At 39.0% G+C, this 26,832-nt stretch carries 30 protein-coding genes; all 30 read right to left on the bottom strand.

Annotated elements, in window-relative coordinates; genetic code table 11:
• Positions 1-268: 268 nt before the first annotated feature.
• Positions 269-634 (bottom strand): single-stranded DNA-binding protein, encoded by a 366-nt coding sequence (locus tag HCJ55_RS11730; RefSeq protein ID WP_008948762.1) that lies wholly within the window; start codon positions 632-634, stop codon positions 269-271.
• A gap of 251 nt (positions 635-885) precedes the next feature.
• On the bottom strand, positions 886-1,320 hold the full coding sequence (gene fabZ, locus HCJ55_RS11725) for a 3-hydroxyacyl-ACP dehydratase FabZ (protein ID WP_008948763.1): 435 nt from the start codon (positions 1,318-1,320) through the stop codon (positions 886-888).
• Between the two features lie 21 nt (positions 1,321-1,341).
• The gene (mreB, locus tag HCJ55_RS11720; RefSeq protein ID WP_185392361.1) at positions 1,342-2,337 is read right to left on the bottom strand and encodes a rod shape-determining protein MreB; all 996 of its coding nucleotides are present in this window, start codon (positions 2,335-2,337) and stop codon (positions 1,342-1,344) included.
• Between the two features lie 162 nt (positions 2,338-2,499).
• Complete coding sequence (gene murA, locus HCJ55_RS11715) at positions 2,500-3,792, bottom strand: UDP-N-acetylglucosamine 1-carboxyvinyltransferase (RefSeq protein ID WP_185518335.1); 1,293 nt, start codon at positions 3,790-3,792, stop codon at positions 2,500-2,502.
• Positions 3,793-3,973: 181 nt separating this feature from the next.
• A complete protein-coding gene (locus HCJ55_RS11710; RefSeq protein ID WP_008948765.1) occupies positions 3,974-4,210 on the bottom strand; it encodes a DUF1146 family protein in 237 nt (78 codons plus the stop codon).
• A 123-nt stretch (positions 4,211-4,333) separates the two neighbouring features.
• Positions 4,334-4,738, bottom strand: a complete 405-nt coding sequence (locus tag HCJ55_RS11705) for a F0F1 ATP synthase subunit epsilon (protein WP_008948766.1) — start codon at positions 4,736-4,738, stop codon at positions 4,334-4,336.
• Between the two features lie 21 nt (positions 4,739-4,759).
• On the bottom strand, positions 4,760-6,181 hold the full coding sequence (gene atpD / locus HCJ55_RS11700; RefSeq protein WP_008948767.1) for a F0F1 ATP synthase subunit beta: 1,422 nt from the start codon (positions 6,179-6,181) through the stop codon (positions 4,760-4,762).
• 60 nt (positions 6,182-6,241) lie between these two features.
• A complete protein-coding gene (locus HCJ55_RS11695; RefSeq protein ID WP_185392363.1) occupies positions 6,242-7,114 on the bottom strand; it encodes a F0F1 ATP synthase subunit gamma in 873 nt (290 codons plus the stop codon).
• A gap of 37 nt (positions 7,115-7,151) precedes the next feature.
• Positions 7,152-8,666: a F0F1 ATP synthase subunit alpha gene (gene atpA, locus HCJ55_RS11690; RefSeq protein WP_003723464.1), complete on the bottom strand. Its 1,515-nt coding sequence runs from the start codon at positions 8,664-8,666 to the stop codon at positions 7,152-7,154.
• Between the two features lie 26 nt (positions 8,667-8,692).
• The gene (locus HCJ55_RS11685; RefSeq protein WP_008948769.1) at positions 8,693-9,232 is read right to left on the bottom strand and encodes a F0F1 ATP synthase subunit delta; all 540 of its coding nucleotides are present in this window, start codon (positions 9,230-9,232) and stop codon (positions 8,693-8,695) included.
• Positions 9,229-9,741: a F0F1 ATP synthase subunit B gene (atpF, locus tag HCJ55_RS11680; RefSeq protein WP_008948770.1), complete on the bottom strand. Its 513-nt coding sequence runs from the start codon at positions 9,739-9,741 to the stop codon at positions 9,229-9,231. Before atpF ends, HCJ55_RS11685 begins: the two co-directional genes overlap by 4 nt.
• Positions 9,742-9,828: 87 nt before the next feature.
• The gene (gene atpE / locus HCJ55_RS11675; protein WP_003732517.1) at positions 9,829-10,047 is read right to left on the bottom strand and encodes a F0F1 ATP synthase subunit C; all 219 of its coding nucleotides are present in this window, start codon (positions 10,045-10,047) and stop codon (positions 9,829-9,831) included.
• A gap of 72 nt (positions 10,048-10,119) precedes the next feature.
• Positions 10,120-10,836 carry a F0F1 ATP synthase subunit A gene (gene atpB, locus HCJ55_RS11670; RefSeq protein ID WP_003732518.1) on the bottom strand — a complete coding sequence of 239 codons (717 nt, stop codon included), beginning with the start codon at positions 10,834-10,836 and terminating at the stop codon, positions 10,120-10,122.
• 6 nt (positions 10,837-10,842) lie between these two features.
• The gene (locus tag HCJ55_RS11665) at positions 10,843-11,241 is read right to left on the bottom strand and encodes an ATP synthase subunit I (protein WP_061388371.1); all 399 of its coding nucleotides are present in this window, start codon (positions 11,239-11,241) and stop codon (positions 10,843-10,845) included.
• Positions 11,242-11,434: 193 nt separating this feature from the next.
• Positions 11,435-11,605, bottom strand: coding sequence for a hypothetical protein (locus HCJ55_RS11660; RefSeq protein WP_185506906.1), 171 nt, complete (start codon positions 11,603-11,605; stop codon positions 11,435-11,437).
• Between the two features lie 467 nt (positions 11,606-12,072).
• Complete coding sequence (wecB, locus tag HCJ55_RS11655; RefSeq protein ID WP_185518333.1) at positions 12,073-13,212, bottom strand: non-hydrolyzing UDP-N-acetylglucosamine 2-epimerase; 1,140 nt, start codon at positions 13,210-13,212, stop codon at positions 12,073-12,075.
• A gap of 116 nt (positions 13,213-13,328) precedes the next feature.
• Complete coding sequence (upp, locus tag HCJ55_RS11650; RefSeq protein WP_185392369.1) at positions 13,329-13,958, bottom strand: uracil phosphoribosyltransferase; 630 nt, start codon at positions 13,956-13,958, stop codon at positions 13,329-13,331.
• Between the two features lie 137 nt (positions 13,959-14,095).
• Positions 14,096-15,337 carry a serine hydroxymethyltransferase gene (gene glyA, locus HCJ55_RS11645; protein WP_003732521.1) on the bottom strand — a complete coding sequence of 414 codons (1,242 nt, stop codon included), beginning with the start codon at positions 15,335-15,337 and terminating at the stop codon, positions 14,096-14,098.
• Positions 15,338-15,472: 135 nt separating this feature from the next.
• Positions 15,473-15,880 carry a low molecular weight protein arginine phosphatase gene (locus HCJ55_RS11640; protein ID WP_185518330.1) on the bottom strand — a complete coding sequence of 136 codons (408 nt, stop codon included), beginning with the start codon at positions 15,878-15,880 and terminating at the stop codon, positions 15,473-15,475.
• Positions 15,877-16,914, bottom strand: a complete 1,038-nt coding sequence (locus tag HCJ55_RS11635; protein WP_185518328.1) for an L-threonylcarbamoyladenylate synthase — start codon at positions 16,912-16,914, stop codon at positions 15,877-15,879. Before HCJ55_RS11635 ends, HCJ55_RS11640 begins: the two co-directional genes overlap by 4 nt.
• A 300-nt stretch (positions 16,915-17,214) precedes the next feature.
• Positions 17,215-18,066, bottom strand: a complete 852-nt coding sequence (prmC, locus tag HCJ55_RS11630; protein WP_185518326.1) for a peptide chain release factor N(5)-glutamine methyltransferase — start codon at positions 18,064-18,066, stop codon at positions 17,215-17,217.
• Positions 18,053-19,129 carry a peptide chain release factor 1 gene (gene prfA, locus HCJ55_RS11625; protein WP_008948779.1) on the bottom strand — a complete coding sequence of 359 codons (1,077 nt, stop codon included), beginning with the start codon at positions 19,127-19,129 and terminating at the stop codon, positions 18,053-18,055. The genes prmC and prfA overlap by 14 nt, the downstream gene beginning before the upstream one ends.
• Positions 19,130-19,151: 22 nt before the next feature.
• On the bottom strand, positions 19,152-19,727 hold the full coding sequence (locus HCJ55_RS11620) for a thymidine kinase (RefSeq protein WP_185392374.1): 576 nt from the start codon (positions 19,725-19,727) through the stop codon (positions 19,152-19,154).
• 111 nt (positions 19,728-19,838) lie between these two features.
• Positions 19,839-20,705 carry a homoserine kinase gene (gene thrB, locus HCJ55_RS11615; protein WP_185518325.1) on the bottom strand — a complete coding sequence of 289 codons (867 nt, stop codon included), beginning with the start codon at positions 20,703-20,705 and terminating at the stop codon, positions 19,839-19,841.
• Positions 20,705-21,760, bottom strand: coding sequence for a threonine synthase (thrC, locus tag HCJ55_RS11610; RefSeq protein ID WP_185503242.1), 1,056 nt, complete (start codon positions 21,758-21,760; stop codon positions 20,705-20,707). Before thrC ends, thrB begins: the two co-directional genes overlap by 1 nt.
• Positions 21,761-21,762: 2 nt before the next feature.
• A complete protein-coding gene (locus HCJ55_RS11605) occupies positions 21,763-23,049 on the bottom strand; it encodes a homoserine dehydrogenase (RefSeq protein WP_185503241.1) in 1,287 nt (428 codons plus the stop codon).
• 221 nt (positions 23,050-23,270) lie between these two features.
• Positions 23,271-23,516, bottom strand: a complete 246-nt coding sequence (locus HCJ55_RS11600; RefSeq protein ID WP_003726356.1) for a type B 50S ribosomal protein L31 — start codon at positions 23,514-23,516, stop codon at positions 23,271-23,273.
• Positions 23,517-23,617: 101 nt separating this feature from the next.
• A complete protein-coding gene (gtcA, locus tag HCJ55_RS11595) occupies positions 23,618-24,055 on the bottom strand; it encodes a cell wall teichoic acid glycosylation protein GtcA (RefSeq protein WP_185392378.1) in 438 nt (145 codons plus the stop codon).
• 27 nt (positions 24,056-24,082) lie between these two features.
• Positions 24,083-25,354, bottom strand: a complete 1,272-nt coding sequence (gene rho, locus HCJ55_RS11590) for a transcription termination factor Rho (RefSeq protein ID WP_008948787.1) — start codon at positions 25,352-25,354, stop codon at positions 24,083-24,085.
• A gap of 107 nt (positions 25,355-25,461) precedes the next feature.
• Positions 25,462-26,733: a UDP-N-acetylglucosamine 1-carboxyvinyltransferase gene (gene murA / locus HCJ55_RS11585; protein WP_185503240.1), complete on the bottom strand. Its 1,272-nt coding sequence runs from the start codon at positions 26,731-26,733 to the stop codon at positions 25,462-25,464.
• Positions 26,734-26,832 lie beyond the last annotated feature (99 nt).

The raw sequence follows: 26,832 nt of genomic DNA, 5'->3' as shown, positions 1-26,832 counted from the left end.
ATTTGTAAATTGCCATTATTGTCTGATTTTTATTACGTCTGGCTCTATTTTTAGCGAAGTTCAACTCATCCTAGCTTACTGTGGTGGTTTAGAAGCTCAGTGATAGCAATCGAGATAGTTCAATAAGTGAATAAGATTATTCCATTGAGCTAAATTGGAAAATTTTTCCATTACAAACAGAAGTTGAAATTAGGCTAATTTGCGTTTTTTTTGCCCAATAATTTTAAAATTCATGATAAAATACTGCTCTTTATAACAAAGTATTACATCAATCCTCTTCTTCCTGAGGGATATTCACTACGTTTTCTTCTTTATTTCGGCTTGATAAATATCTAATCTGATGAACTAATACTTCGGTAATATAGATTTTTTGCTCTTCTTTATTTAAATAATTACGCGATTGAAGTTCACCGACAATACCTACTAATTGACCTTTACTACAAAATTCTGCCGTCGATTCTGCTCTCTTACCCCAAATAACACATTGAATGAAATCAGCATCACTTTCTACTCGTTTATTTTTGCCGAAACGGTTCAAAGCGAGGGTTAAGTTTAACACAGCTCGATCTTCCGTAGTCCATTTTAATTCTGGCTCCTTCGTTAATCGTCCTACTAAAGTTACTTGATTAATCATCTAATCGCCTCTTTCTTTTGGTGTATAGCGATTATATTGGATAAAAATTTCTTTGTAAAATAGCTAAAACTGTATTTTCATTAGGTATAGAGCAGTAAAAAGGTTGTTTTCTCCTAATAGAAAAACACGTTTTCACGGGGGTAATTTACCTCAAAATATCATTTTAGTACTTTGTAACTTTTTTAAACCCATGCTATTCTGAGTACATGAAAAAAGCACCAAAACCCATTTGGGCTTCAGTGCTAATCTTATTATTTTGGTACATCTGATAAAGCAAACATAATTTCAGCTTCACAAACCAAATCGCCTTCAACGGTTGCTTTCACTTTCGCTTTTGCAATCGCGCCTCTCATGCGAGTGATTTCAGCTTCAAGTAATAATTGATCACCTGGAACTACTTGGCGTTTAAAACGACAGCCATCGATTCCAGCAAACAAACCAATTTTCCCTTTGTTTGCTTCACTTTGCATCATTGCAATTCCACTTGTTTGAGCTAATGCTTCTACAATTAGTACACCCGGCATTACCGGATACTCTGGAAAATGCCCATTAAAGAATTCTTCATTTGCCGTTACATTCTTTATAGCAGTAACTTTTTTACCTTCTTCAACAGAAATAACTCTATCTACTAATAAAAATGGATAACGATGAGGTAAGATTTCTTTGATTTTTTTAATATCTAACATATACATCCCCCAAATTCAACTTTAGAATTTATTACGTTTTTTATTTGTAAGTGAGTCAAGTAAAATGCCAGTACCAAGAGCTACCACATCTAAAGGATTCTCAGTAATTAAAACTGGAACTTTTAATTGTTCAGACATTAATTCATCTAAACCATGTAGTAAAGATCCACCACCAGTCATGATAATTCCTCTATCAATAATATCTGCTGAAAGTTCTGGAGGTGTTTGCTCCAATACTTGTCTAGCAGCTAGTACCATTAGGTGCAACGAATCATGAATTGCTTCTTCTACTTCAGAACTTGTAATCGAAATTGTTTTAGGTAAACCACTTACTAAATCTCTACCACGAATTTCCATTTTTTCTTCTTTAGCACCTTGGGAAGCAGTACCGATTGTTACTTTAATGTTTTCAGCAGTTCTTTCACCAATAAGTACGTTATATTTACGTTTAACATAATTTAGAATATCGGCATCCCATTTGTTACCAGCAACTTTTACTGATTGACTAGTTACGATATCACCCATGGATAATACAGCAACATCTGCAGTACCTCCACCGATATCAATAATCATGTTACCAGATGGCTCAAAAATATCCATACCGGCACCAATAGCAGCAACTTTAGGCTCTTCTTCTAGGAATACTTGTTTTCCACCACTTTTTTCAGCAACTTCTCGAATGGCTTTTTGCTCGACTGAAGTAATATTCGTTGGACAACAAATTAAAATACGCGGCCGTGAAAAAAAGGTTTTTAAATTTAGTTTTTGTATAAAGAAACGCAGCATTTCTTGAACAATATCAAAATCAGCAATAACCCCATCTTTCATAGGCTTAATTGCCGTAATATCTCCTGGCGTTCTACCAACCATATCTCTTGCTTCTGATCCAACGGCTAGAACTTGCCCTGTCTTATTGTTCACAGCAACAACTGCAGGTTCATTTACAACGATTCCTCTTCCTTTAACATGAATTAATACATTGGCTGTACCTAAATCGATACCAACATCTTTTGCCATTTATACTTTAACTCCTTTCGTGGTGTGCACCTAATTTTACATCTCATTTTGAATTATAGCATAATTTATGTAAGGCTGGAATGTATATTTTAGAACAACACGGTTTTTTTCACAACAAATAAAAAAACCGCATCAAAAAGACACGGTTTTTAACATTTAAAATTAGAATAAAGATGCTAAGTTTGTTACATCAATTTTGGAATCATCTACACGTTCAACATCCGCTCCAAGCAATTGTAGTTTTCCGTGGAAATTATTATAGCCGCGATCAAGGTATTTCAACTCAGTCACTTGTGTATAGCCATCCGCAACTAAACCTGCAAGAATAAGCGCTGCTGCTGCACGTAAATCTGTTGCTGCAACTTCTGCTCCTTGTAGTTTAGCAGGGCCGGAAATAATAACAGAATGCCCTTCAATTTTCATATCTGCATTCATTCTGCGCATTTCTTCTACATGCATGAAACGATTTTCAAAAACAGTTTCAGTCATGATGCTTGTGCCTTCGCTTAGCATTTGAATAACCATCATTTGTGATTGCATATCAGTTGGGAATCCTGGGTGTGGCATAGTCTTAACATCTACAGCTTTTAATTTATCAGGGCCAATAACACGAATACCGTTCTCTTCTTCAATGATTTGAACGCCCATTTCTTCAAGTTTAGCAATCAATGAACTAATATGTTCAGGAACTGCATCTTCAATCAGAACATTTCCGCCAGTAATCGCAGCGGCAATCATGAATGTACCTGCTTCAATACGGTCAGGAATAATAGAATGTTCAGTAGCAGTTAATTCTTTAACGCCTTCAATTCTAATTACTTCTGTTCCCGCACCAATAACTCTGGCACCCATTTGATTAAGGAAATTGGCTAAATCAACAATTTCAGGTTCACGAGCAACGTTTTCAATTACTGTTGTACCTTCCGCTAAAGTTGCAGCCATCATAATATTTTGTGTTGCTCCCACACTAGGGAAATCCAAATATACTTTAGCGCCCACTAATTTTTCAGCAGTTGCTTCAATATAGCCATTTTCAATTTTCACTACTGCGCCCATTGCTTCGAAACCTTTTAAATGCAAATCAACTGGTCTTGAACCAATTGCACATCCGCCTGGCAAAGCTACACGAGCTGAACCCGTACGAGCTAAAAGTGGACCCATTACAACAATAGAAGCACGCATTTTACGAACGTATTCAAAAGGTGCATCAGAAGTGATTTCTCCTGTTGCATCAACTGTTACTTCATCATTTACAAAAGAAACATCTGCATTTAGATATTTAAGAACCTCATTAATTGTGAATACATCAGACAAGTTTGGGACATTTTTTAATACGCTAGTACCTTTACTCGCAAGTAATGTAGCAGCTATTACCGGTAATACAGCATTTTTGGCACCTTCCATTTTCACAGAACCATTTAACTGTTTTCCACCGCGTACAATAATTTTTTCCAAAAAGAACCCCTCCGCGTTACTAATAACTAAATCATTTATCGAATTTTATTAATCAAAATTTAAATTTAAAACATATCTAAGTAATTCTACCACTTATCACCCTAAAATATCAACTGATTTTAACGTAATATTAAAGTTGTTATAAGCTTCTATTAATTTTTGACTACTATAGTACCTTTTTCTAACTAAAAAAATTAATTAACTGTTTGGAAGCTGCCAAATAATCTAAGAAAAAACTGCTTAATGTATAACCTAATACAATCGAAATGATCACGAATAACAGTCTAGCTTGTGTTACATGGTTTTTCTTGATGAATTTCTCATAATTAATAGCTTGTAGTGCCCAAAAAGTAATTACAATAAATAGTAAATGTGAAATGATGATGACATATGGTGATTCCATAATAATATTATACATGCGTTCGCTCCTCATATTTCGCTACTACTCATTTTAACAAATACCGCTAGGAAAAAACAGTTAATACACTTATTGGTATATAAAAAAAATTCCTGGCGCCGTGGCCAGGAATTGAGATTACTATTAATTGTGTTCTTTTGCGTGAATTCTGTTGATAGCTCTTTGTAACGCAAGTCGAGCCATTACTTCGTCCACTTTTTGTTCTTTTGCTCGGCTAAGTTCGTCTTCTGCACGTTCTTTTGCCTTTTCAGCGCGATCAATGTCGATATCTTGTTCGCGTTCGGCAGTATCCGCGAGAATATTAACTTCTTCGCCGTTTACTTCCATAAAGCCACCATTCACAGCGACCCATTCCTCACCAGACTCTACTTTTAAGCGAACAATGTCGATTTTAAGTGGAGCAACTAGTGGAACATGGCCAGGTAAAATACCGAGTTCACCTGCTTTTGTTCTAGCAATAACCATTTGAGCAACGCCTTCATAAACAGGGCCGTCTGGAGTAACAATACTAACATTTAATGAACCCATACGTATTTCCTCCTGTTTTTATCAGACTTCAACGCCCATGTCTTTTGCTTTTTCAAGAACATCCTCAATGCGTCCAACTGAACGGAATGCATCTTCTGGAATATGGTCGTATTTTCCGGCTAATAAGTCTTTAAATCCTTTAACTGTTTCTTTAACAGGGACATAAGAACCTTTTTGGCCTGTAAATTGTTCTGCAACGTGGAAATTTTGTGATAAGAAGAATTGGACACGACGCGCACGGGAAACGGATTGTTTATCTTCGTCAGATAACTCATCCATACCTAGGATTGCGATGATATCTTGTAATTCTTTATATCTTTGTAATAAACGTTGTACTTCCGTTGCTACTGCATAGTGTTCTTCCCCAACAATGTCAGGAGAAAGCGCACGAGATGTAGAAGCAAGTGGATCTACCGCTGGATAAATACCTTGTTCCGTTAATTTACGTTCCAAGTTAGTTGTTGCATCTAAATGGGCGAAAGTTGTAGCCGGAGCCGGGTCAGTATAGTCATCGGCTGGCACATAAATCGCTTGGATAGAAGTAACAGATCCAACGTTAGTAGATGTAATACGTTCTTGTAATTGTCCCATTTCAGTAGCTAGAGTTGGTTGGTAACCTACTGCAGATGGCATACGACCTAGTAAAGCCGAAACCTCTGAACCAGCTTGTGTGAAACGGAAAATATTATCAATGAAAAGAAGTACATCTTGGTGTTCTTCATCACGGAAATATTCAGCAATTGTTAAACCAGTTAAGGCTACACGCATACGCGCACCTGGTGGTTCATTCATTTGGCCGAATACCATGGCTGTTTTTTCAATAACGCCAGAATCTTTCATTTCAAAGTAAAGGTCGTTCCCTTCACGAGTACGTTCTCCAACGCCTGCGAACACTGAAATACCACCGTGTTCTTGTGCGATATTGTGGATAAGTTCTTGAATTAGAACGGTTTTACCAACACCCGCACCACCGAACAATCCGATTTTACCACCTTTTAAGTAAGGAGCTAGCAAGTCAACTACTTTAATTCCTGTTTCAAGAATTTCAGTTGTTGTTGCTAATTGATCGAAAGTTGGAGCTTCGCGGTGAATTTTATTACGTTTAATATCGCTTGGAAGTGGTTCGTCCAAATCGATGGTGTTTCCTAATACATTAAATACACGACCAAGAGTTACTGTACCAACTGGAACTGTAATTGGGCTTCCAGTATCAATAACTTCCATACCTCTTTGAACTCCATCTGTTGATGCCATTGCGATTGTACGTACAACGTCATCACCTAATTGGATGGCTACTTCTAAAGTAAGTTGGCTAGTTGGTGCTTCTTCTGCATCAGATTTATATTCAATAACTAGGGCATTGTAGATTTCAGGTAGGTCTCCACCTTCAAATTTAACGTCTACAACTGGACCCATAACTTGGATTACTTGTCCTTTAGACATGCAATTTTTCCTCCTCACTTACCTTCCCATTTATAGGGACGTTACAAGAAACGCCGACTTCTATTCGAGTGCGGCTGCTCCTCCGACGATTTCGGTAATTTCTTGCGTGATCGCAGCTTGGCGAGCACGGTTATATTGTAGTGATAAGTCACTGATTAAATCGGATGCATTGTCTGTCGCGCTTCTCATGGCAGTCATACGAGCAGCATGTTCAGCGGCTTTGGCATCCAGAAGTGCTCCGAAAATTAGGCTTTCCACATATTGCGGTAATAGTACTTCTAGGATTTCTTGTTCAGAAGGCTCGAACTCATATGTAGTAAGATCTACATCTGTTTCTTGGCCTTTTTCGTGAAATTCTGTCAGTGGCAATAATTGCTCTTTTCTTAGTTCGCTGGAAATAGAATTGATATGGTGATTATAATAAATGAAAACCTCGTCATAAACACCATCTTCAAACATTTGAACTGTGTTACTAGCAATATCTTTAATTTCCGCAAATATCGGATGATCTGTAATACCTTGTACTTCTAAAACCACGTTCATTTGACGCGCTTTGAAGAAGTCACGAGCAGATCTACCTACAGTGATTATTGCATATTCATCACTTGACGTATGCTTTTTATTAATTTCTTGGAATACTTCTTTGATTACGGAACTATTGTAAGAACCGGCAAGTCCAGTATCAGAAGTAAGTACGATATAACCAGTACGGTGAACAGGTCTAGATACAAGCATTGGATGGTCGCTACTGTTACCAGTGCCAGCAACATGTGTTACTACGTCCTTGATTTTAGATACGTAAGGCCCATATGAACGAGCATTAGATTCCGCACGACCTAGTTTTGCTGCTGATACCATTTGCATTGCTTTTGTAATTTGACTTGTTTTACGCGTAGAAGTTATTCGTTGTTTAATATCGATTAAAGATGCCAAAGATTTTCACCACCTTTGAATTTATTCCGAGTCTAAATTATTTTTCTTCAGAAGGAACAAATGTATTTTTAAATTCTTTTAATGCTGCTTCAAGTTTCGCTTCGTCAGGAAGTTTTTTCGTTGTACGAATTTCTTCCAAAAGCTCTGGGTGATTATGATCAAACCATGTATTCATTTCGGACTCAAAACGCAGTACATCATGAACTGGTACATCATCCAGATATTTATGAACAAGTGCATAAAGAATCAATACTTGTTTTTCAACTTTCAAAGGTTTGTGCAAATCTTGTTTTAGAACTTCTACTGTACGTTTACCACGTTCTAGTTTCGCACGAGTAGCTGCATCTAGGTCAGAACCGAATTGTGAGAAGGATTCTAGCTCACGGTAAGCGGCAAGGTCTAGACGAAGTGTTCCGGCAACTGTTTTCATTGCTTTAATTTGCGCTGATCCACCTACACGGGATACAGAAAGACCGGCGTTAATCGCTGGACGTACTCCGGAGAAGAATAAATCAGATTGCAAGAAGATTTGTCCGTCTGTAATAGAGATAACGTTTGTAGGAATATAAGCAGAGATATCTCCGGCTTGTGTTTCTACGAATGGAAGAGCCGTAATGGATCCGCCACCTAGGCTATCATTTAATTTTGCAGCACGTTCAAGTAAACGGGAGTGCAAGTAGAAAACATCCCCTGGATATGCTTCACGACCTGGAGGACGACGAAGTAATAGGGACAGCTCACGGTAAGCAGCTGCTTGTTTGGATAAATCATCATATACGACTAAAACGTGTTTGCCGTTATACATGAATTCTTCAGCCATTGCAACACCAGCATAAGGAGCCAAGTAAAGAAGTGGCGCCGGTTGTGATGCAGCCGCAGTTACGACGATTGTGTAATCTAACGCGCCATGATGACGTAAAGTTTCTACGGCATTACGAACAGTAGATTCTTTTTGACCGATAGCAACATAAATACAGATCATGTCTTGGTCAGCTTGGTTTAAAATAGTATCAATTGCTACAGATGTTTTACCAGTTTGGCGGTCACCAATGATTAACTCACGTTGACCACGACCAATAGGAACAAGTGCATCAATCGCTTTAATACCTGTTTGTAATGGTTCGTTTACCGATTGACGTTGCATAACACCAGGTGCTACTGCTTCAATCGGACGAGTGCCAGTTGTTTCAATTGGGCCTAAACCATCAACTGGTTGACCTAATGAGTTAACTACACGCCCAATAAGCGCTTCGCCAACAGGAACTTCCATGATTTTACCGGTACGACGAACTTCATCGCCTTCGCGGATTTCTGTGTAAGGGCCTAGAATAATGATACCAACATCATTTGTTTCTAAGTTTTGGGCCATACCCATTACACCATTTGAGAACTCTAGCAATTCACCAGCCATTGCATTATCGAGTCCATGAGCACGCGCAATACCGTCACCAATGTAGGTAACCGTACCAACATCACTCACTTTTAGTTCAGAATGATAATTTTCAATCTGCTGTTTTATGATTGAGCTGATCTCTTCAGCCTTAATGCTCATTGATTTCACCCCTCGTTAAACGGAAACTAGGCTTTAATTTGCCGTTCCATGTCCTTTAATTTCGTTTTTAGACTGTCATCATATATACGGGTTCCAATAACCACTTTGACTCCACCAAGAAGGGATTTATCAATGTGATTTTGAATGTTTAATTTTGTTTTGTTCATTTTCGCAGCAAATACTCTCGAGAGCGCCGTAAGTTCTTGTTCGGAAAGTGGAACAACAGAATAGACATCTGCATCCGCAACTCCTCGCAAGTCATTTACGCGTTTTTGGTAAACGTCCGCAATAACAGAAAGATAATCTTCTCTGCTACGGTCGATTAAAAGATAAATAAAATCTCTTAATGTCGGATTGATTTTTTCAAAAACAGCGCTGGCAAGATTTTTCTTTTGCTCGGTCGTGAAAGTAGGATTTTCAAGTAGTTTTACAAAATCTTTATTAGCTTTTAAGGCCGCTTTTAATTCAGTTAATTCTTCTGAAAAAACGTCCACTAAATCTTTATCTTGAGCTACTTGAAAAAGCGCATTGGCATAGCGACCTGCAACTTCCAAATCTTTACTCATTTGTCATCCCCTAGCCTTTCGATATAATCTTGGATAAGGTTAGATTGTTCTTTTTCATCCAGATTTTTTTCGATGACTTTCGATGCAATAAGAACAGATAAGGAACCGACTTGTTCGCGAAGAGCAGAAATAGCATCTTCTTTTTCACGTGCAATATCGGATTTTGCTTCTTCTTTTATACGTTCTGATTCACGTCTAGCAGTTTTGACAATTTCTTCGCGTTCTTTTTCACCAAGCTGTTTTGCGTTCTCAATCATTGTTTGAGATTCAATACGAGCTTGTTGTAAAACACTTTTTTGTTCAGCAAGTAATTTTTCTGATTGAGCGCGGTTTTCTTCAGCAGCATCAATTTCAGAACCAATATGCTCTTCACGCTCTTTCATAATACCCATAAGCGGTTTCCAAGCATAAATTCGGATTAAAACTAGCAAAATCGCGAAAGCAAAAAGTGTAAAGAATGCATCACCAAACGTAAATGCGGAACCAATTACTAAATGTGGTTGTAACACGCCAGTTTCACTCCTTTCTATACATTCGCCTGAATTATTCGTTCAAAACGAAAGAGATGAGGGTTTATTTCCTCAACTTCCTTCAAATTATTTATTAAGAACCATGAACGCAATAACAACAGCGATGATAGGAAGGGCCTCAACTAACGCAACACCAACGAACATGATTGATTGAAGCATAGAACGCGCTTCTGGTTGACGCGCAACACCCTCGACAGTTTTTGATACGATAAGACCATTACCAATACCCGCACCTAATGCACCTAATCCAACAGCAATAGCAGCTGCAATAACACCTAAAGACATATAATTATCCTCCTAATTTTTCTTAAAATTATTTTTTTATTACTTTTATAAGTGACTTAATTGAAAGTTAGTTTAATGTTCGTCACTGACCTTATGTGACATGTAAACCATTGTCAGCATAGTGAAAATGTACGCTTGAATTGCCCCAATAAAGAGTGAGAACGCCTGCCATATAATCGCCGGAATTATCGCAAGAACACCTACAAATATATTAATATGTGCAAGTTGAGTAGCAATAATGGTTAACAAAACTTCCCCGGCAAAAATATTACCGTAAAGACGTAAACCAAGCGTTAATGTATTAGCAAATTCTTCTACTAATTTTAGTGGGAATAAAAATTTCATTGGACTCAAGTAAGTACCAACAAAGTAGTGCTTGAAACCACGCATTTTAATACCGTAGTAATGCGTCAAGCCAAGAACCATTATCGCAAGTGTTAATGTGACAATTGGATCCGCTGTAGGTGAACGCCACCATACTTCATCGTTTACTGCGATTTGTAATGGTAGTCCTAGCATGTTGGCAACGAAGACAAACATTAATATCGTAATACCAAGCACATGGAATCTCCCACCGGTTTTCCAATCCATATTACTATTAATAATACCTCTGACAAAATCCATAACCCATTCAATGAAGTTCTGCTTTCCGGTAGGACGGCGTTGCAGATTTCTGGTACAGATAATGGCTATTAGAAGAACGATGACACAAGTCACAGTAATCATCAATATATTAGATAGATTAAAGTCGATCCCTAATAGGCTTATCGTTGGAAATTCCTCTTCCAATTAGGTTCACCCCTCTCTTTTTAAAAACTTTTTTCTGCGGTACATGGAATACGCAAAAAAATCTAGAAAAATAATTGCATATGCAAGCCCAAGTCCGATTACCATGCTATAAACATGAAAAAATTCCGGCAGTTGCGTCGCTATAATTGTAGCAAGTAACACGCTTCCCATCCGTAACGTCATTCCCATTCCATAAAAAGAACGGTTTTCTGCCAAAGCTCTTGTCATTGCTTGTGTTCGCCTCATTAATATCCAGTAGTTGAACCAGCCGACGATTAAACCCAATTTAAGTCCCAAGAAAATATGTATATACGGGGTTAAAAACCATCCACAAAGACAAACAGCAATAAAAAGAACCATATACTTTTGATGACGATGATACATGCCAATTAGCGATTCTAACATTCGGGGCGCAATCCTTTCTTTTTCAAAAGATTTTTCTTTCCAGATGACCATTTTGAAATCTCAGGGAGTAAGTTTGGTTTGTGAAAACAAGCACATTTTCCCCAATTCATCCCAATCCCAAACACACATGAAAGCCTTATCAGCGTGTCAGTTCTTAGCATACAACAGCCAAAAGAGAAAAGTCAATACACTTTCACAAATTGTGCGTACATCTACTACTAATAGTAACACAATCGGACCCATCCATAAAAGAATAGCCTATTATTTCTGAGATTTTTTTGATTTCAAAATCTATCTGTTTCCTAGATTGCCACGCCAGAATTATTTTTGTCCATTTAACAGCAACCAACACCTCCGTAATCATTGGAAAAACCAGCCGACCATTCGTGTGTTATTTCACAAAAAAGGTCAGAATAACTTCCTTTCGTACAAATAAAAAAACTTCTACCATAATTGGTAAAAGAATTCGATACGATTATTCGCAAATTTCGCGACCGAAAGTTCTTTTCCCAAGAAAAAGAACGGAAAAAACAGCCGGACTCACTTATCATGAGCTGCATTTTGATATAGAGTGCCCGTATAAATTCCAATTCAGTCAACGCAAACCTAGCGTCGGCGGGATTGTAGTGAATACTGAGCGCAGTCTTCTATCCCTATGCTAAAAACAAGCTATTTTTTGGGCTCTTATATTAATAACATTGACCATCTTATCACATGTAACATAAAAGAACTAGTGAAAATCGAGCGTGTAACATATCTGTAACAATAAGGCGCTTTCATTCCAAATAAAGAGGAAAACTAGACTTTTAACGCCTAGTTTCCCGCTGTGTTTTACACGATAAAATCTTCTGGTCGTTCGCTTCCATCAAACTGACTTTTGATTGCTGCTAAAATTCTATTCGCAGCGAAACCATCGCCATATGGATTAGCTGCTTGCGCCATTTTATCGTAGCTTTCTTTATTATCAAGTAAATCTAATGCTTCTTTTATCAGATTTTCTTTATTCGTTCCAATTAGTTTCAACGTCCCAGCTTCGATTCCTTCTGGGCGCTCGGTCGTATCGCGCAGAACTAAGACTGGCACACCCATGCCTGGAGCTTCTTCTTGTACGCCACCTGAATCGGTAAAAACAAGATAAGACTTGCGCAAGAAATTATGAAAATCAATTGCGTCGAGTGGCTCGATTAAATGAATGCGTTCGTGTCCACCTAAAATCGCCATTGCTTTTTCTCTAACTGCTGGGTTTAAATGCATTGGATAAACGAGTTCCACGTCCTCGCGACTTTCCACGATTTCGCGAACTGCTTCGAACATCCCTTGCATCGGTTCGCCTAAATTTTCCCTGCGGTGAGCAGTCATAAGTATTAGACGATTGTCGCCAAGATTTTCTAGGATTGGATGGTGATAATCTTTTTGAACAGTCGTTTTAAGTGCATCAATAGCTGTATTCCCAGTTACAAAAATCGTAGCTGGATCTTTACCTTCTGCAAGTAAGTTTTCTTTAGCCTGTTTCGTTGGAGAAAAGTGCATGTCTGCCATCACACCAGTTAATTGGCGATTCATTTCTTCTGGGAACGGCGAGTATTTGTTCCATGTTCTAAGTCCAGCTTCGACATGCCCTAGCATTTTTTGTTGATAGAAGGTCGCAAGTCCGGCAGCAAAACTCGTTGTTGTATCACCATGCACTAAAACGATGTCTGGGTTTTCCGCAGCGATAACTTCATTAATTCCGTTCATTACACGTGAAGTTATATCGGCTAGGGTTTGGCCTTTTTTCATAATATCTAAATCAATATCGGGTTTTATATCAAAAATTTCTAAGACTTGATCCAACATTTCGCGGTGTTGAGCTGTAATAACTACCGTTGATTCAAACGTTTCTGGTTCTTTTTCTAATGCCAAAACGAGCGGTGCCATTTTTATTGCCTCTGGTCTTGTACCAAAGATACTCATTACTTTGATTTTAGCCAATTTCGAGCCTCCTTATAAAAAAACTCCTCAGAAATAGCTCGACAAAAAATTTTTCAGTTTGCCAAAAGCAGCACTGTTTATAATTCCTTATCTCACTATATCGAGGAGAATGTTAATTATTTAGTTCCGAATAATCTATCGCCAGCATCTCCTAAGCCTGGACGGATATAACCATTTTCGTCTAACTTCTCGTCTAAGCCAGCTACGTAGATTTCTACATCTGGATGCGCGTCTTGAAGAGCTTTAACGCCTTCTGGAGCCGCTACTAGACACATGAATTTCATGTTGCGTGCGCCACGTTTTTTCAAGCAATCGATAGCCATAATTGCGGATCCACCAGTTGCAAGCATTGGATCTACAACGATGAAAAGACGTTCTTCCACGTCAGAAGGTAGTTTTACAAAATATTCTACTGGTTCAAGTGTATCATGGTCGCGGTAAAGACCTACATGACCTACTTTAGCAGCAGGGATTAGTTTTAAAATACCGTCTTGCATACCTAGACCAGCTCTTAAAATAGGTACAATACCTAATTTTTTACCAGTAAGTGTTTTAGCAGTTGTTGTTTGTAGTGGTGTTTCTACTTGGATGTCTTCGAGTTCCATATCACGTGTAATTTCGTACGCCATTAATGTAGCGACTTCATCTACAAGTTCGCGGAATGCTTTTGTTCCCGTATTTTTATCTCGAATGATTGTTAATTTGTGTTGTACTAGTGGGTGATCAATTACGTGTACATTTGCCATCGATTAGTTCGCTCCTTTGATATTGAAAATTTCCTTCTCTTATTGTATCAGAACAAGACACAAGTGCAAGGATTAATTTGCTATACATGAAAAAAACCGGTTTTCTCTATAAATTAGAAAAAACCGGAATCATTATTTTATAAACTTGGATAAAGCGGATATTCATTTGTTAAAGTTGCAACACGCGCTTTAACATCTGCTAAAACTTCTTCATTTTCTAGGTTATGCAATACTTCTGAAATAAGTACGCCAACTTTTTCAATCGCAACTTCATCGAATCCACGAGTTGTCACTGCAGCAACACCCACACGGATACCACTCGTTACAAATGGGCTTTCTGTTTCAAATGGGATGGTATTTTTGTTCACAGTAATACCAACTTCATCTAAAACTTTCTCAGCAGCTTTCCCTGTTAAGCCAAGTGGTTTTAAATCAATTAATAGTAAATGATTATCTGATCCACCTGTTAAAACAGCAACATCATTTGCTTGAAGCGTTTCTGCTAATTTTTTAGAGTTACGAATAATTTGCTCGCAGTACGTAGTGAATTCCGGTTGTAATGCTTCGCCAAATGCCACTGCTTTCGCTGCGATAACGTGCATTAACGGTCCACCTTGAATTCCTGGGAAAATGGATTTGTTTAATTTTTGTTCCCATTCCGCTTTGGCTAAAATCATTCCGCCGCGAGGTCCACGAAGGGTTTTATGTGTAGTTGTCGTTGTAAAATCAGCATAAGGAACTGGGTTTTGATGTAAACCAGCGGCAACAAGACCAGCGATATGCGCCATATCAACCATTAAGTATGCCCCAACTTCATCAGCAATTTCACGGAATTTAGCAAAATCAATTTTACGTGGGTAAGCACTTGCGCCTGCTACGATCATTTTTGGTTTATGTTTTAAAGCAGCTTCACGGACGATATCATAGTCAATTTCTTTCGTATCTTCACGCACGCCGTATTCAACAAAATTGTATAAAACGCCACTGAAATTAACGGGGCTACCATGTGTTAAATGCCCACCATGTGAAAGGTTCATACCAAGCACTGTGTCGCCTGGTTCAAGCACAGTATGATAAACTGCCATGTTTGCTTGAGCGCCTGAGTGAGGTTGAACGTTCGCATATTCAGCGCCAAATAATTTCTTCGCGCGGTCACGTGCTAAATCTTCCACGATATCCACGAATTCACATCCGCCGTAGTAACGTTTTCCTGGATAGCCTTCTGCATATTTATTCGTTAATACAGAACCCATTGCTTCCATTACTTGCTCACTAACAAAATTCTCAGATGCGATTAATTCGATATTCGCACGTTGTCTACCAAGCTCTAACTTAATTGCATCAAAAACTTCCTTATCTTGCTTTTGTAAATAGACCATCTGTGGACCCCATCCTTTTCTGATAAATTTTTCAAGTGAACTGTTATGTATTATCTTTAATAATTACTTAAATTGGGTAGAAAAGCAAGCATTTTGGAATAAAAAAACGCAATTCCCGATAGTGAAGCGCTTCACTTATAGAAAACGTTCGGAAATTGCACTTTTTAGTTCGTAATAGGTGATTTCGTATTGTTCAATTGGTCCACCGTATGGATCCGGAATATCCGTTCCATCTTCGGAAATCAATTGTATTTTATCACTCGCTTTTTGAAAAATGCTTTTGAGTTCTGCTTGATGACTTTGGGTCATTACGTAGATTTTATCTGCCCAATCGATATCAGCTTGTGTGATTTTTTTAGCTTGGTGCGTTGTTGGTAAATTCATTTGCGTGAGAATTTGACGCGAGTTTTCAGCGATAGCATCCCCGTCCAAAGCACGCGTACCAGCTGAACGAACATCTAAATCCGGGCGCAAGTTTTCCAAGATTTTCTCAGCTAAAGGGCTTCGGCAAGTGTTTCCTGTACAAACAAATAATACCTTCATTCGCTAATCCTCCTATTTCCAGCAGCTTTTTCTAGTCGGTTCATAATCGCCGCCCCAAGTTCTGTTTCTGGGTAAACTTCTGCAAAAATCAGCTCCACATCGGCATGATCAAATGCGCGCAGCCCGTTGTAAAGGTTAGTGGCCACTTCCTCCAACGCATCAATGCTACCTGTTGTTTGAATGACCGCACTCGTCGTTAGTTTATCTGTCAGCTCTTTTGTAGCTAAAATACCGATTTTTTTGTGCGTAGCTTCGGCTTTATTTATTTCACTTTGCCAAAATTCAGTAGAACCTTCAATAAGGTAAACAGGGGCTTTTGGTGCGTAGTGCGTATATTTCATGCCTGGCGCTTTTGGTTTTTCTGTTTCGGTAGTGCTGTTTGAAGATGAGTCTACTGGTCCGATAACTCGTTCGATTTGTTCTTTCGTAATGCCACCCGGGCGCAAGATGATTGGCATTTCCAGTGAGCAATCAATCACGGTGGATTCTAAGCCAACACCAGTCGGACCACCATCGATAATTCCCGCAATTTTCCCATCTAAATCTTCTATTACATGGTTAGCAGTCGTCGGGCTCGGTTTTCCGGAACGATTTGCACTCGGAGCCGCCACTGGAATATTTGCTGCTTTTATTAATTCAAGACTTACTGGGTGTTCCGGCATACGGACTCCGACTGTGGATAAACCAGCAGAAACATTGGCTGCTAAACTATCTTTTTTCAAAGGGAGAATCACCGTTAATGGGCCTGGCCAAAATTTTTCCATGAGTTGGAGGGCTTTCGGTGGATAACTCGCTACAAACGAATCCATCTGTTCACGGCGACCGATGTGGACAATTAGCGGATTATCTGACGGGCGACCTTTCGCAGCATATATTTTTTGAATGGCAGCTTGGTTTGTCGCATCCGCTCCAAGGCCGTACACTGTTTCAGTTGGGAAAGCCACGCATTCACCATTTTGTAGTAACTCAGCGGCTTCTTGATAGATGGATTGATTTGATTGTTGTTTGTTTATTTTCCAATGGATGGTTTGCATGAATTCCGGTCCCCTTTACATAACTTCTATTATATTTTAACGTTTTCTGCCTTATTTTTACAGTATTGTTTTTTAAAATCTGAAAATCGCGCTTTTCGAACAAAAGTTATCCCCAAACTGTGGATAATAACTTTGTCAATGGGGATAACTTATTGTGAAATGTGGATAATTCGTAAAGCTAAGTAAAAAAGCCATTTTCTTTATTAAGATTTGATTAAAAAAATTTTTTGCACAACATTTTATCCACAGTTTTGTGGATAACTTTGATAAGAAAAAGACGCTTCTTTTTCAGAAACGTCTTTATACCAGTATATTAGAGCATGTTACGTAACGATCTTTTGAATTTATATCTTTGTGGATAAGAACGGTGGAATGTGGATAACTTTTTTCAAATAGTTGTTTTACTCGCTCACCTTGTGTATAACCTATCTCCACACCTACCCAAAAGGACGGTTTTAGTACGTATTTCAAGTTATCCACAAATCGTTCATAGATAGCAAGCCCATCATTTTCTGCAAATAATGCTAGAGCTGGCTCATTTTTCAAAACATAATCCGACATCTCCGCTTTTTCAGCTTCTGCAATATATGGCGGATTCGCGACAATCATATCAAATCGCTCATTATTTTGTTTGAAAGCTTCAAGCAAATCTGTTTCCACAAAGCGCACATCGGCATTCAACAATCGAGCGTTCTTTTTCGCGACCGCAAGTGCTGGAGCTGATATATCAGAAGCTGTCACTGCAATACTAGGAAATGCTTTTTTTAGCGCAATAGCAATGATTCCACTGCCGGTGCAAACATCTAATACATTGTTCAGAGGATGCTTTTTCAAAAAGGCTTCCGCACAAGCGACAAGTTCCTCAGTTTCAGGGCGCGGAATAAGAACATCTTCCGTCACTAAAAAATCATATCCATAAAAAGGCGCTGTTTTTAAAATGTATTGCACTGGCTCTCCTGCCAAATATCTGGCAAAATCTTCTTTGAATTGCTTTTCATGATTCGGTTCGAGTTCCCGACCCAGTTCCATCCAAAGCTCAGAACGCGAAAGTCCCATTCTGGTTTCGAGTAAAATTTCCGCTGCGTTTTGATCCAAGCCTTTTTCAAGAAGGATGGCTTCCGCATTTTTTAGCAATTGACTAATTTGCGTCATTTAAATGCTCCAGTTTACTTGTTTGATCTTCTAGGATTAGCGCATCAATGATTTCATCGAGTTTGCCTTCCATGATTTGATCTAATTTTTGGATCGTTAAGCCGATACGGTGGTCGGTCACGCGATTTTGTGGATAGTTGTAAGTACGGATACGTTCGGAGCGGTCACCCGTTCCAACAGCTGACTTACGGTTAGCATCATATTCCTCGCGAGCTTCACGTTCAAATTTATCATAAACACGTGCGCGCAAAACTTTCATCGCTTTATCTTTATTTTTCAACTGAGAACGTTCATCTTGCATCGAAACGACAATCCCGGTCGGAATATGCGTTAAACGTACAGCTGACATCGTTGTATTGACACTTTGTCCACCGGCACCAGTAGATGCAAATGTATCTGTACGGATATCTTTGTCATGCAACTCGATTTCCACTTCTTCCGCTTCTGGCAAAATGGCAACTGTCGCTGTTGATGTATGAATTCGGCCACCTGACTCGGTTTCCGGAACACGTTGTACACGGTGCGCCCCGTTTTCATATTTCATTCGAGAAAAAGCATCATTTCCGTTCATCATTGCAATAATTTCTTTGTATCCCCCAATACCAGTAGGGTTAGCGTCCATGATTTCTACTTTCCAGCCGCGTGATTCAGCATATTTGCTGTACATTCGGAATAAATCACCCGCAAATAAAGCCGCTTCGTCTCCTCCAGCTGCTCCGCGAATTTCTAAAATAACGTTTTTATCATCATTTGGGTCTTTTGGAACAAGTAATAATTTTAGACGTTCTTCTAGTTCGGTTTTTTCTTTTTGAAGTTCCGCGAATTCTTCTTTCGCCATTTCGCGCATTTCATCGTCTAGTTTTTCGCCTAGAAGTTCTTTTGTTTCGTTGATTTGTTCGTTTACATTTTTGTATTCGCGGTACGCTTCAACTGTCGCTGTAATGCCGGACTGTTCTTTGGAAAGGTCGCGTAGTCGCTTTGGATCAGATACTACATCTGGGTCACTTAATAACTCATTTAGTTCGTCGTAACGGTCTTCCACCGCTTGTAATCGATCATACATTGTATTCCAACACCTCTTTCACTTATTTTATTGGTGGATTGGCATGGCATTTGCGGCACACTGGATAATAGTGGTCATTTCCGCCAATCATAATTTGTTCGCCTGTATAAACTGGTTTGCCTTTATCATCAACGCGCAGAACCATCGTCGCTTTTTTAGCACAAAACCAGCAAATTGTTTTCATTTCTTCTAATTTGTCCGCATATAGGAGCAAGTATTTCGAGCCTTCAAATAATTCATTTCGAAAATCATTTTTTAACCCGTAAGCAATTACCGGGATATTTAAACTATCGACAATTTTCGCTAACTGAAATACATGTTCTTTTTCTAGAAATTGTGATTCATCTAAAAGAACACAATTTGGTTTCGGATTAATATTTGCTACGATTTCAAAAATATTCGTGTCGCTAAAAATGGGGGTTGCTTCTCGTTTCAGTCCAATTCGACTTGAAATGAATCCAACTTGGTCTCTATCGTCAATACCTGAAGTAAAGATAGCTACTGTTTTATTTTGTTCTTCATAATTATGTGCGACTTTTAGAATTTCAATGGTTTTCCCACTATTCATGGAACCATAACGGAAAAATAATTGTGCCATTAAGACCGCTCCCTTTAACTTTATAAACTCTTTTCCTATTTTATCATAGAGCGGCACAAATTGGGACATATAGTTAAAAAAAGCTACGCCGCATGTGGGCATAGCTTAATTTTAACGAAAAACTTCTGCGCCGCTTCCTTCTACATCAAGAAGAAGAACGTCCGCATCTATTTCCAGTGATTGTAAAGATGTTTGCAGTGTACTTGCTATGTCGCGAGGAGCAAATACTAATACCGTTGGACCAGCACCACTTAAACAAGCTGCATAGGCACCTTCACTTTTGGCAACAGCTCGAATTTCGGTTAAATGTGGTACTAATTTGCTACGATATTTTTCATGCCATAAATCACGTTCCATCATTTCGCCAGCTAACGTCATATCATTACGCAAAATAGCTGCGATCATCACGTTGGCAATGCTGCTTGCTTTGACAGCTTCTTTGAACGGAAGCGTATCAGGAAGCACACCGCGACTTTCCGAAGTTAGCAATTCGGTTCTCGGGATAAAAGCAATTAAAGCACAATCTGGAAAAAGGTGGCGTACATAAAAATCTTCTCCGTCTAATTTTGCTCCTACGACCCAGTTTCCTAGGACGGCAGGTGCTACATTATCCGGATGGCCTTCTATTTCAGCAGCAATACGAACTTTTTCTTCTTTTGAAAGATGAAGTTCTGCAAGTGTGTTGGCTAATTCAATTCCCGCGACAACTGCGGCTGAACTGCTACCAAGTCCGCGAGCCGGTGGAATATCACATGCCATCACTAAATGGTGCGGCGTTAAATTAGGTGCTAAGTTTAGGGCTGTTTCGATAATCACATTGGTTTCATCATGCGGAATCCCACCGCCAATATTATGTTCGATATACCAAGAATCTGCTTCTTCGCCAATATCGAGCGTGAGATATAATGTTAGAGCTAAACCGCAAGAATCAAAGCCAGGACCAAGATTGGCCGTTGTTGCTGGGACACGAATACGCATTAAGCATTCACTCCTGAACGTAAATGTGTGCGCATTGCTTCAATATCATCGACGTGAGAAATTGGAATTTCATGCACGCTCATCGCAGTATCTGGATCTTTTAAGCCATTTCCAGTGAATACACAAACAACTGTTTCGCCTTTTTTAATTGTTCCATTTGCTACATGTTGGATAACACCGGCTAAAGATGCGGCAGAACCTGGCTCAATGAAGACACCATCTTGTGCGGCAATTTTTTTATACGCATTAACAATTTCATCGTCTGTTACAGAATGGATGTAACCACCAGATTCATCGCGAGCTGCTTCTGCAAGCCCCCAACTAGCTGGGTTTCCGATACGAATCGCTGTTGCAATTGTTTCTGGGTTATCAATTGGTTTCCCTTGAACAATCGCCGCAGCTCCTTCTGCTTCAAAACCATGCATCCGCGGCAGTCCAGAAGCTTTAGCCTCATTCCATTCTTTAAACCCCTTCCAGTATGCAGAAATATTCCCGGCATTACCGACTGGAATTGCAAGTACATCTGGCGCGGAACCTAATTGCTCACAGATTTCGAATGCAGCTGTTTTTTGACCTTCTAAACGATATGGATTCACGGAATTTACAAGTGTTACTGCTTCTGTTTCAGCTAATTCACGAACCGATTTTAATGCTTCATCAAAATTACCTTGAATCGAGATAATATCTGCGCCATACATAACTGCTTGCGCTAATTTTCCTAGAGCGACTTTGCCTTCTGGAATAACAATGTACGCTTTTAATCCCGCACGTGTTGCGTATGCCGCAGCCGCAGCAGAAGTATTCCCAGTGGATGCACAAATAACCGCTTCGGCACCTTCTTCTTTCGCTTTAGCAACAGCCATAACCATTCCACGATCTTTAAAAGAACCTGTTGGATTTAACCCTTCATATTTTCCGTATAAAGTAACACCAAGTTCTTTGGACAAATTCGGTAATGGAATAAGTGGTGTATTTCCTTCCGCGAGTGAAATCATTGGCGTTTTATCAGTTACAGGTAGATATTCTTTATATTTTTCTAGTAAACCTTTATACATATTTAACCCTCCACAACGGAATATTTTGCGAGCATTTGCATTTCTGGCTCGTCTTTCACCCTAGTGATTGCTTGTTCTAATTGCGCTTGGCTTGTTGAGTGTGTAACGATAACAACAGTCGCTGTAAAATCATCATACGGTTGTTGTAAAATTTTATCAAAACCAACGCCAGCTTCTGCAAAGATTTGCGTTAACTTGAGGAAGGTTCCTGTTTTATCGTCCATTGTTAGACGAAGATAGTATTTGGAGAAAACTTGTTCTTTTGGTGTATGTTTTGTTTCGTGTTTGTAGCTGTTGAAAGCATTACCGTTTGTACCTAGACGGCTATTTTTCGCAACAGTAATCAAATCACTAACAACACTTGTCGCTGTTGGTAATTCGCCAGCACCAGGTCCGTAAAACATTGTTTCTCCGACAGCTGCACCTGTTACAAATACGGCATTATTTTCATAGTTAACGCCGGCAAGTGGATGTGCTTTTGGTAATAACACTGGTCCGACATTGACGTTAACTGTGCCATTCGTTTCTTCGGCAGTACCTACTAGTTTAATTTTGTAGCCTAATTGGTACGCTACTTCGATATCTTCAGGAGAAATCCCGCGAATACCATTTGTTTCTACATTATCTAAATTCACATTCATACCGAATGCGAGTCTTGTCATAATAACCATTTTTCTAGCTGCATCGATTCCGTCCACGTCATTCGTTGGGTCGGACTCGGCAAATCCTAGTGCTTGTGCTTCTGCTAAAACTTCTTCATATGACTTTTTCTCTGATGTCATTTTTGTTAGCATGAAATTGGTCGTCCCGTTGACGATACCCATTACTTTTTGAATTTTATCTGCTGCAAGGCTGTTTACGATAGTACGTAAAATTGGAATTCCGCCCGCAACACTTGCTTCATAGAATAAATCACAATTATTAGCTTGTGCAACTGCCACTAATTCGTCGCCGTGTAGCGCAATCAAATCCTTATTCGCAGTTACTACATGTTTTCCAGCTTTCAAGGCCTGCAAAATGTATTCCCGCGCAGTTGTGATGCTGCCCATAACCTCGACAACAACAGCAATTTCTGGATCATCCAGTACATCAGACGGATTGGTGGTTAGTTCAAAACCTTTTGTTTCATAACGGCGATTTTTTTCTAAGTCACGAACTAGCACTTTCTTTACAGAAATATGGTATCCAGTTACTTGACTAATTTTTTCTTGATGCTCTTCTAAAATATGAATAACACCGCTACCTACCGTTCCAAATCCTAACACACCTACTTGTAACTTTGCTTCCACTTGAAAACCTCCTTATTATTGTTTAACAAAACAGAAAATTTAACTTTTTTATTACCTACTCATAAAAAAAGTAATTAGTGATATTATACGCAACTTCACAGGGAAAAGTAAACCCTTGAAAGGAAAGTTTTTATTTTTAGTGGTTCCGGGAGATAATTCCATAAAAAAACACACCCAGCAAAAGCCGAGTGCGCAAATTATTTCGTTCGTTACATACAGTCTTATTTGAGACCGTATTTTTTGTTGAAGCGGTCCACACGGCCATCTGCAGTCGCATGTTTTTGTTTACCAGTATAGAACGGGTGCGAATCAGAAGAGATTTCGACACGTAGTAAAGGATACTCGTTGCCATCTTCCCATTTAATTGTTTCGCTTGAGCTCTTAGTAGAACCTGACAAAAATTTGAAATCAGTACTAGTATCAACAAATACCACTGGACGGTACTCAGGATGAATTCCAGTTTTCATTTCTTTTCAACTCCTTCGCCCTGAATCATCTGAAACAGAGTAATTAAGTGCTTTTACACACAGTATAAATATTATAACAATGTTGAAGCAAACAAGCAAGATTATTTTTTCACTTTGAAGATTATCCATTTGCTAAACACGTAGTTCAGTACAAGCACAATAATGTTTGTCCAGATTTTTGCCCATAATTCATCTACGGATAGAACACTGATTAACAGAATCATAACTAAAATATCTATTATATAAGTCAAACAGCGGAATCCAAAGAAAGAGCTCGCTTCACGTAGACGATCTTTCCAAGTAGGCGTATAACTATCAAACACAAATTTTTTATTAGAAAAGTAGGCGAAAAGAACAGAGGCGATAAAAGCAATTGTGTTTGCAATACGATAATCCCAGTTCAACACATATGTACACAGCCAAAATGTTACGATATTAATAAGCGTAGTGAATCCGCCCATGATTAGATACATGAAAATACTGTGTACCTGATCTGTATACCACGGAATTTTATTTAATAATTGTCTTATTTTACTCATAAAATAACTTCTTTCTATGCTTGATTTTTATTTTTTAAACATCTCTTCTTGCAATAACTCATAAAATGCTTCGTTATTCTCCGTTTTCTTCAAATAGCGCACGAAACGTTCTGAAATCTCAAGTCCGTCGCTTTGTTTTGGCATTGCTTTACGGATTTTCCAAAGTTGTTCTAGGCGATCTTTGGATAGTAGCAATTCTTCTTTTCGTGTTCCGGAGCGGCGCATATCAATTGCTGGAAAGACACGGCGTTCTGCAAGTTGGCGATCAAGATGTAATTCCATGTTTCCAGTTCCTTTGAATTCCTCATAAATAACGTCATCCATACGAGAACCCGTATCAACTAAGGCAGTGGCAAGGATTGTTAAACTTCCGCCTTCTTCAATATTACGAGCAGCTCCAAAGAAGCGCTTCGGTCTATGGAAAGCCGCTGGATCAATACCGCCAGAAAGTGTGCGGCCACTTGGCGGAATAACTAGATTGTAAGCTCGCGCCAGCCGCGTAATACTATCCATTAAAATCACAACGTCGCGTTTCTGTTCAACTAAACGCATCGCACGCTCAAGTACTAGTTCCGCCACTTTAATATGATTTTCTGGTACTTCATCAAAAGTAGAACTAACCACATCGGCTTTTACAGAACGTTCAATATCCGTTACTTCTTCCGGACGCTCATCGATTAACAAGACAATCAATTCGGAATCCGGGTGATTAGTCGTAATCGCATTGGCAATTTCTTTAAGCAAGACTGTTTTACCTGCTTTTGGTGGTGCAACGATTAGTCCACGTTGACCGAATCCGATTGGTGAAATCAAATCAATCGTTCTAGTAGAAATCGGATTTTTTCCCGTTTCCAAATGAATTTGACGATCTGGATAAAGTGGCGTTAACCCTGGGAAATGTACTCTTTCTTTCGCCACTTCCGGATTTTCTCCATTAACAGCTTCAACGTGAAGTAAGCCAAAATAACGTTCATTTTCTTTCGGAGGACGAACCTTTCCAGAAACCTTATCCCCAGTTCTTAACTCAAAACGTCTGATTTGGGACGCTGAAATGTAAATATCTTCTGAACTAGAAGAATAATTGATAGGACGCAAGAAACCGAAACCTTCATTTGGAATAATTTCTAATACGCCTTCCATGAAGAAAAATCCTTCTTTTTCCGCGTTTGATTTTAATAAAGCAAAAATTAATTCTCGTTTTGTGAGTTTGCTGTAATAGGCAATTTTATGCTCTTTTGCTAAGGCATAAATCTCTTTAATTGTTAAACTTTCTAAGTATGCAATGGACAGTTTAGCCATGTATGTACCACCTTTTTGAGTTAATAAATAGTAATTAGGAATAAATGATAATGGAGGGAATTTGAGGAAAGGCTGAAACGACTTGACTCGGCTCAGCCTCAGATTTTTTACAATTGTGTTTCTGCTGCACTGCTACGGCTAATGTCAGCCCCGATAGCAGAAAGTTTCTCAATAATTTTACTATAACCACGTTCGATATGTTCAACGCCATGGATTTCTGTTTGTCCGTCAGCTAAAAGACCAGCAATCACTAGTGCTGCACCAGCTCGTAAATCTGTCGCTGTGACTTTGGAACCTTGCAGTTGGACAGGTCCGCTTATGACAGCCGATCTGCCTTCTAGTTTGAATTTCCCACCCATTCGCTCAATTTCAGCAATATGTTTAAAACGGCTTGGGTAAATCGTGTCCGTAATAACGCTACTACCTTCCGCGCGTGTTAAAAGTGCGGTTAGTGGTTGCTGCAAATCGGTTGGGAAACCTGGATACGCATAGGTTTTAATATCTACTTTTTTAACTTTTTCTACTTCTCCTACAAAAATAGCATCTTCCTCAATATCCATCGGAACGCCCATTTCTGTAAGTTTGGCAATGATTCCTTCTAAATGAGTTGGAATAACATTTTCGATTCGTACGCCTTTACCTGAAGCCGCCGCAAGTACCATGAATGTTCCCGCTTCGATTCGGTCTGGAATAATCGTATGATGACAGCCATGCAGATGATCTACCCCAGTAATGCGAATAGTATCTGTTCCAGCCCCTTTGATAATTGCGCCCATATTAGTTAAAAGGGTCGCAACATCAATGATTTCCGGTTCTTTAGCTGCATTTTCGATAATTGTTTTTCCTTTTGCACGAACAGCTGCTAGCATGATATTAATTGTAGCGCCAACACTTACAACGTCTAAGTAAATTCGCGCGCCTTTTAGTTCATCAGCACGTAAATAAATGGCGCCTTGTTCGTTAGTTACTTTTGCACCTAGAGCTTCGAAGCCTTTAATATGTTGGTCGATTGGACGTGGGCCTAAATAACAACCACCCGGCAGCCCAATAACAGCTTTTTTAAATCGACCTAACATCGCGCCCATTAAATAATAAGACGCACGCAATTTCTTCACATTTCCTGATGGAAGTGGCATCGAAATCATATCTGTTGGATCAATAACTGCTGTTTTATTATCATAGCGAACTGTGCCGCCAAGTTCTTCTAAAATATCATAAAGTGTATATACATCCGAAATATCTGGTAACCCTTCTAAAACTACTTCAGACTCCGCCAAAATTGCAGCTGGAATCAAGGCCACCGCACTATTTTTCGCACCATCTACTTGCAAAGTGCCAGCTAATTTTTTACCGCCTTGAATAATCAGTTTATCCGTCACAAATGTACCCTTCTTTCCTGAAGCTTGTCATACTTTTTCATTATCCATTAATTTGATTTACTTTGCAAGATGCTTTCTTTAAAAAAAGCCGGGAACTGT

Source organism: Listeria marthii, from assembly GCF_014227425.1.
Classification (GTDB): Bacteria; Bacillota; Bacilli; order Lactobacillales; family Listeriaceae; genus Listeria; species Listeria marthii.
The sequence above is the reverse complement of the archived record's forward strand: the minus strand, read 5'-3'. Positions and strand labels throughout refer to the sequence as shown.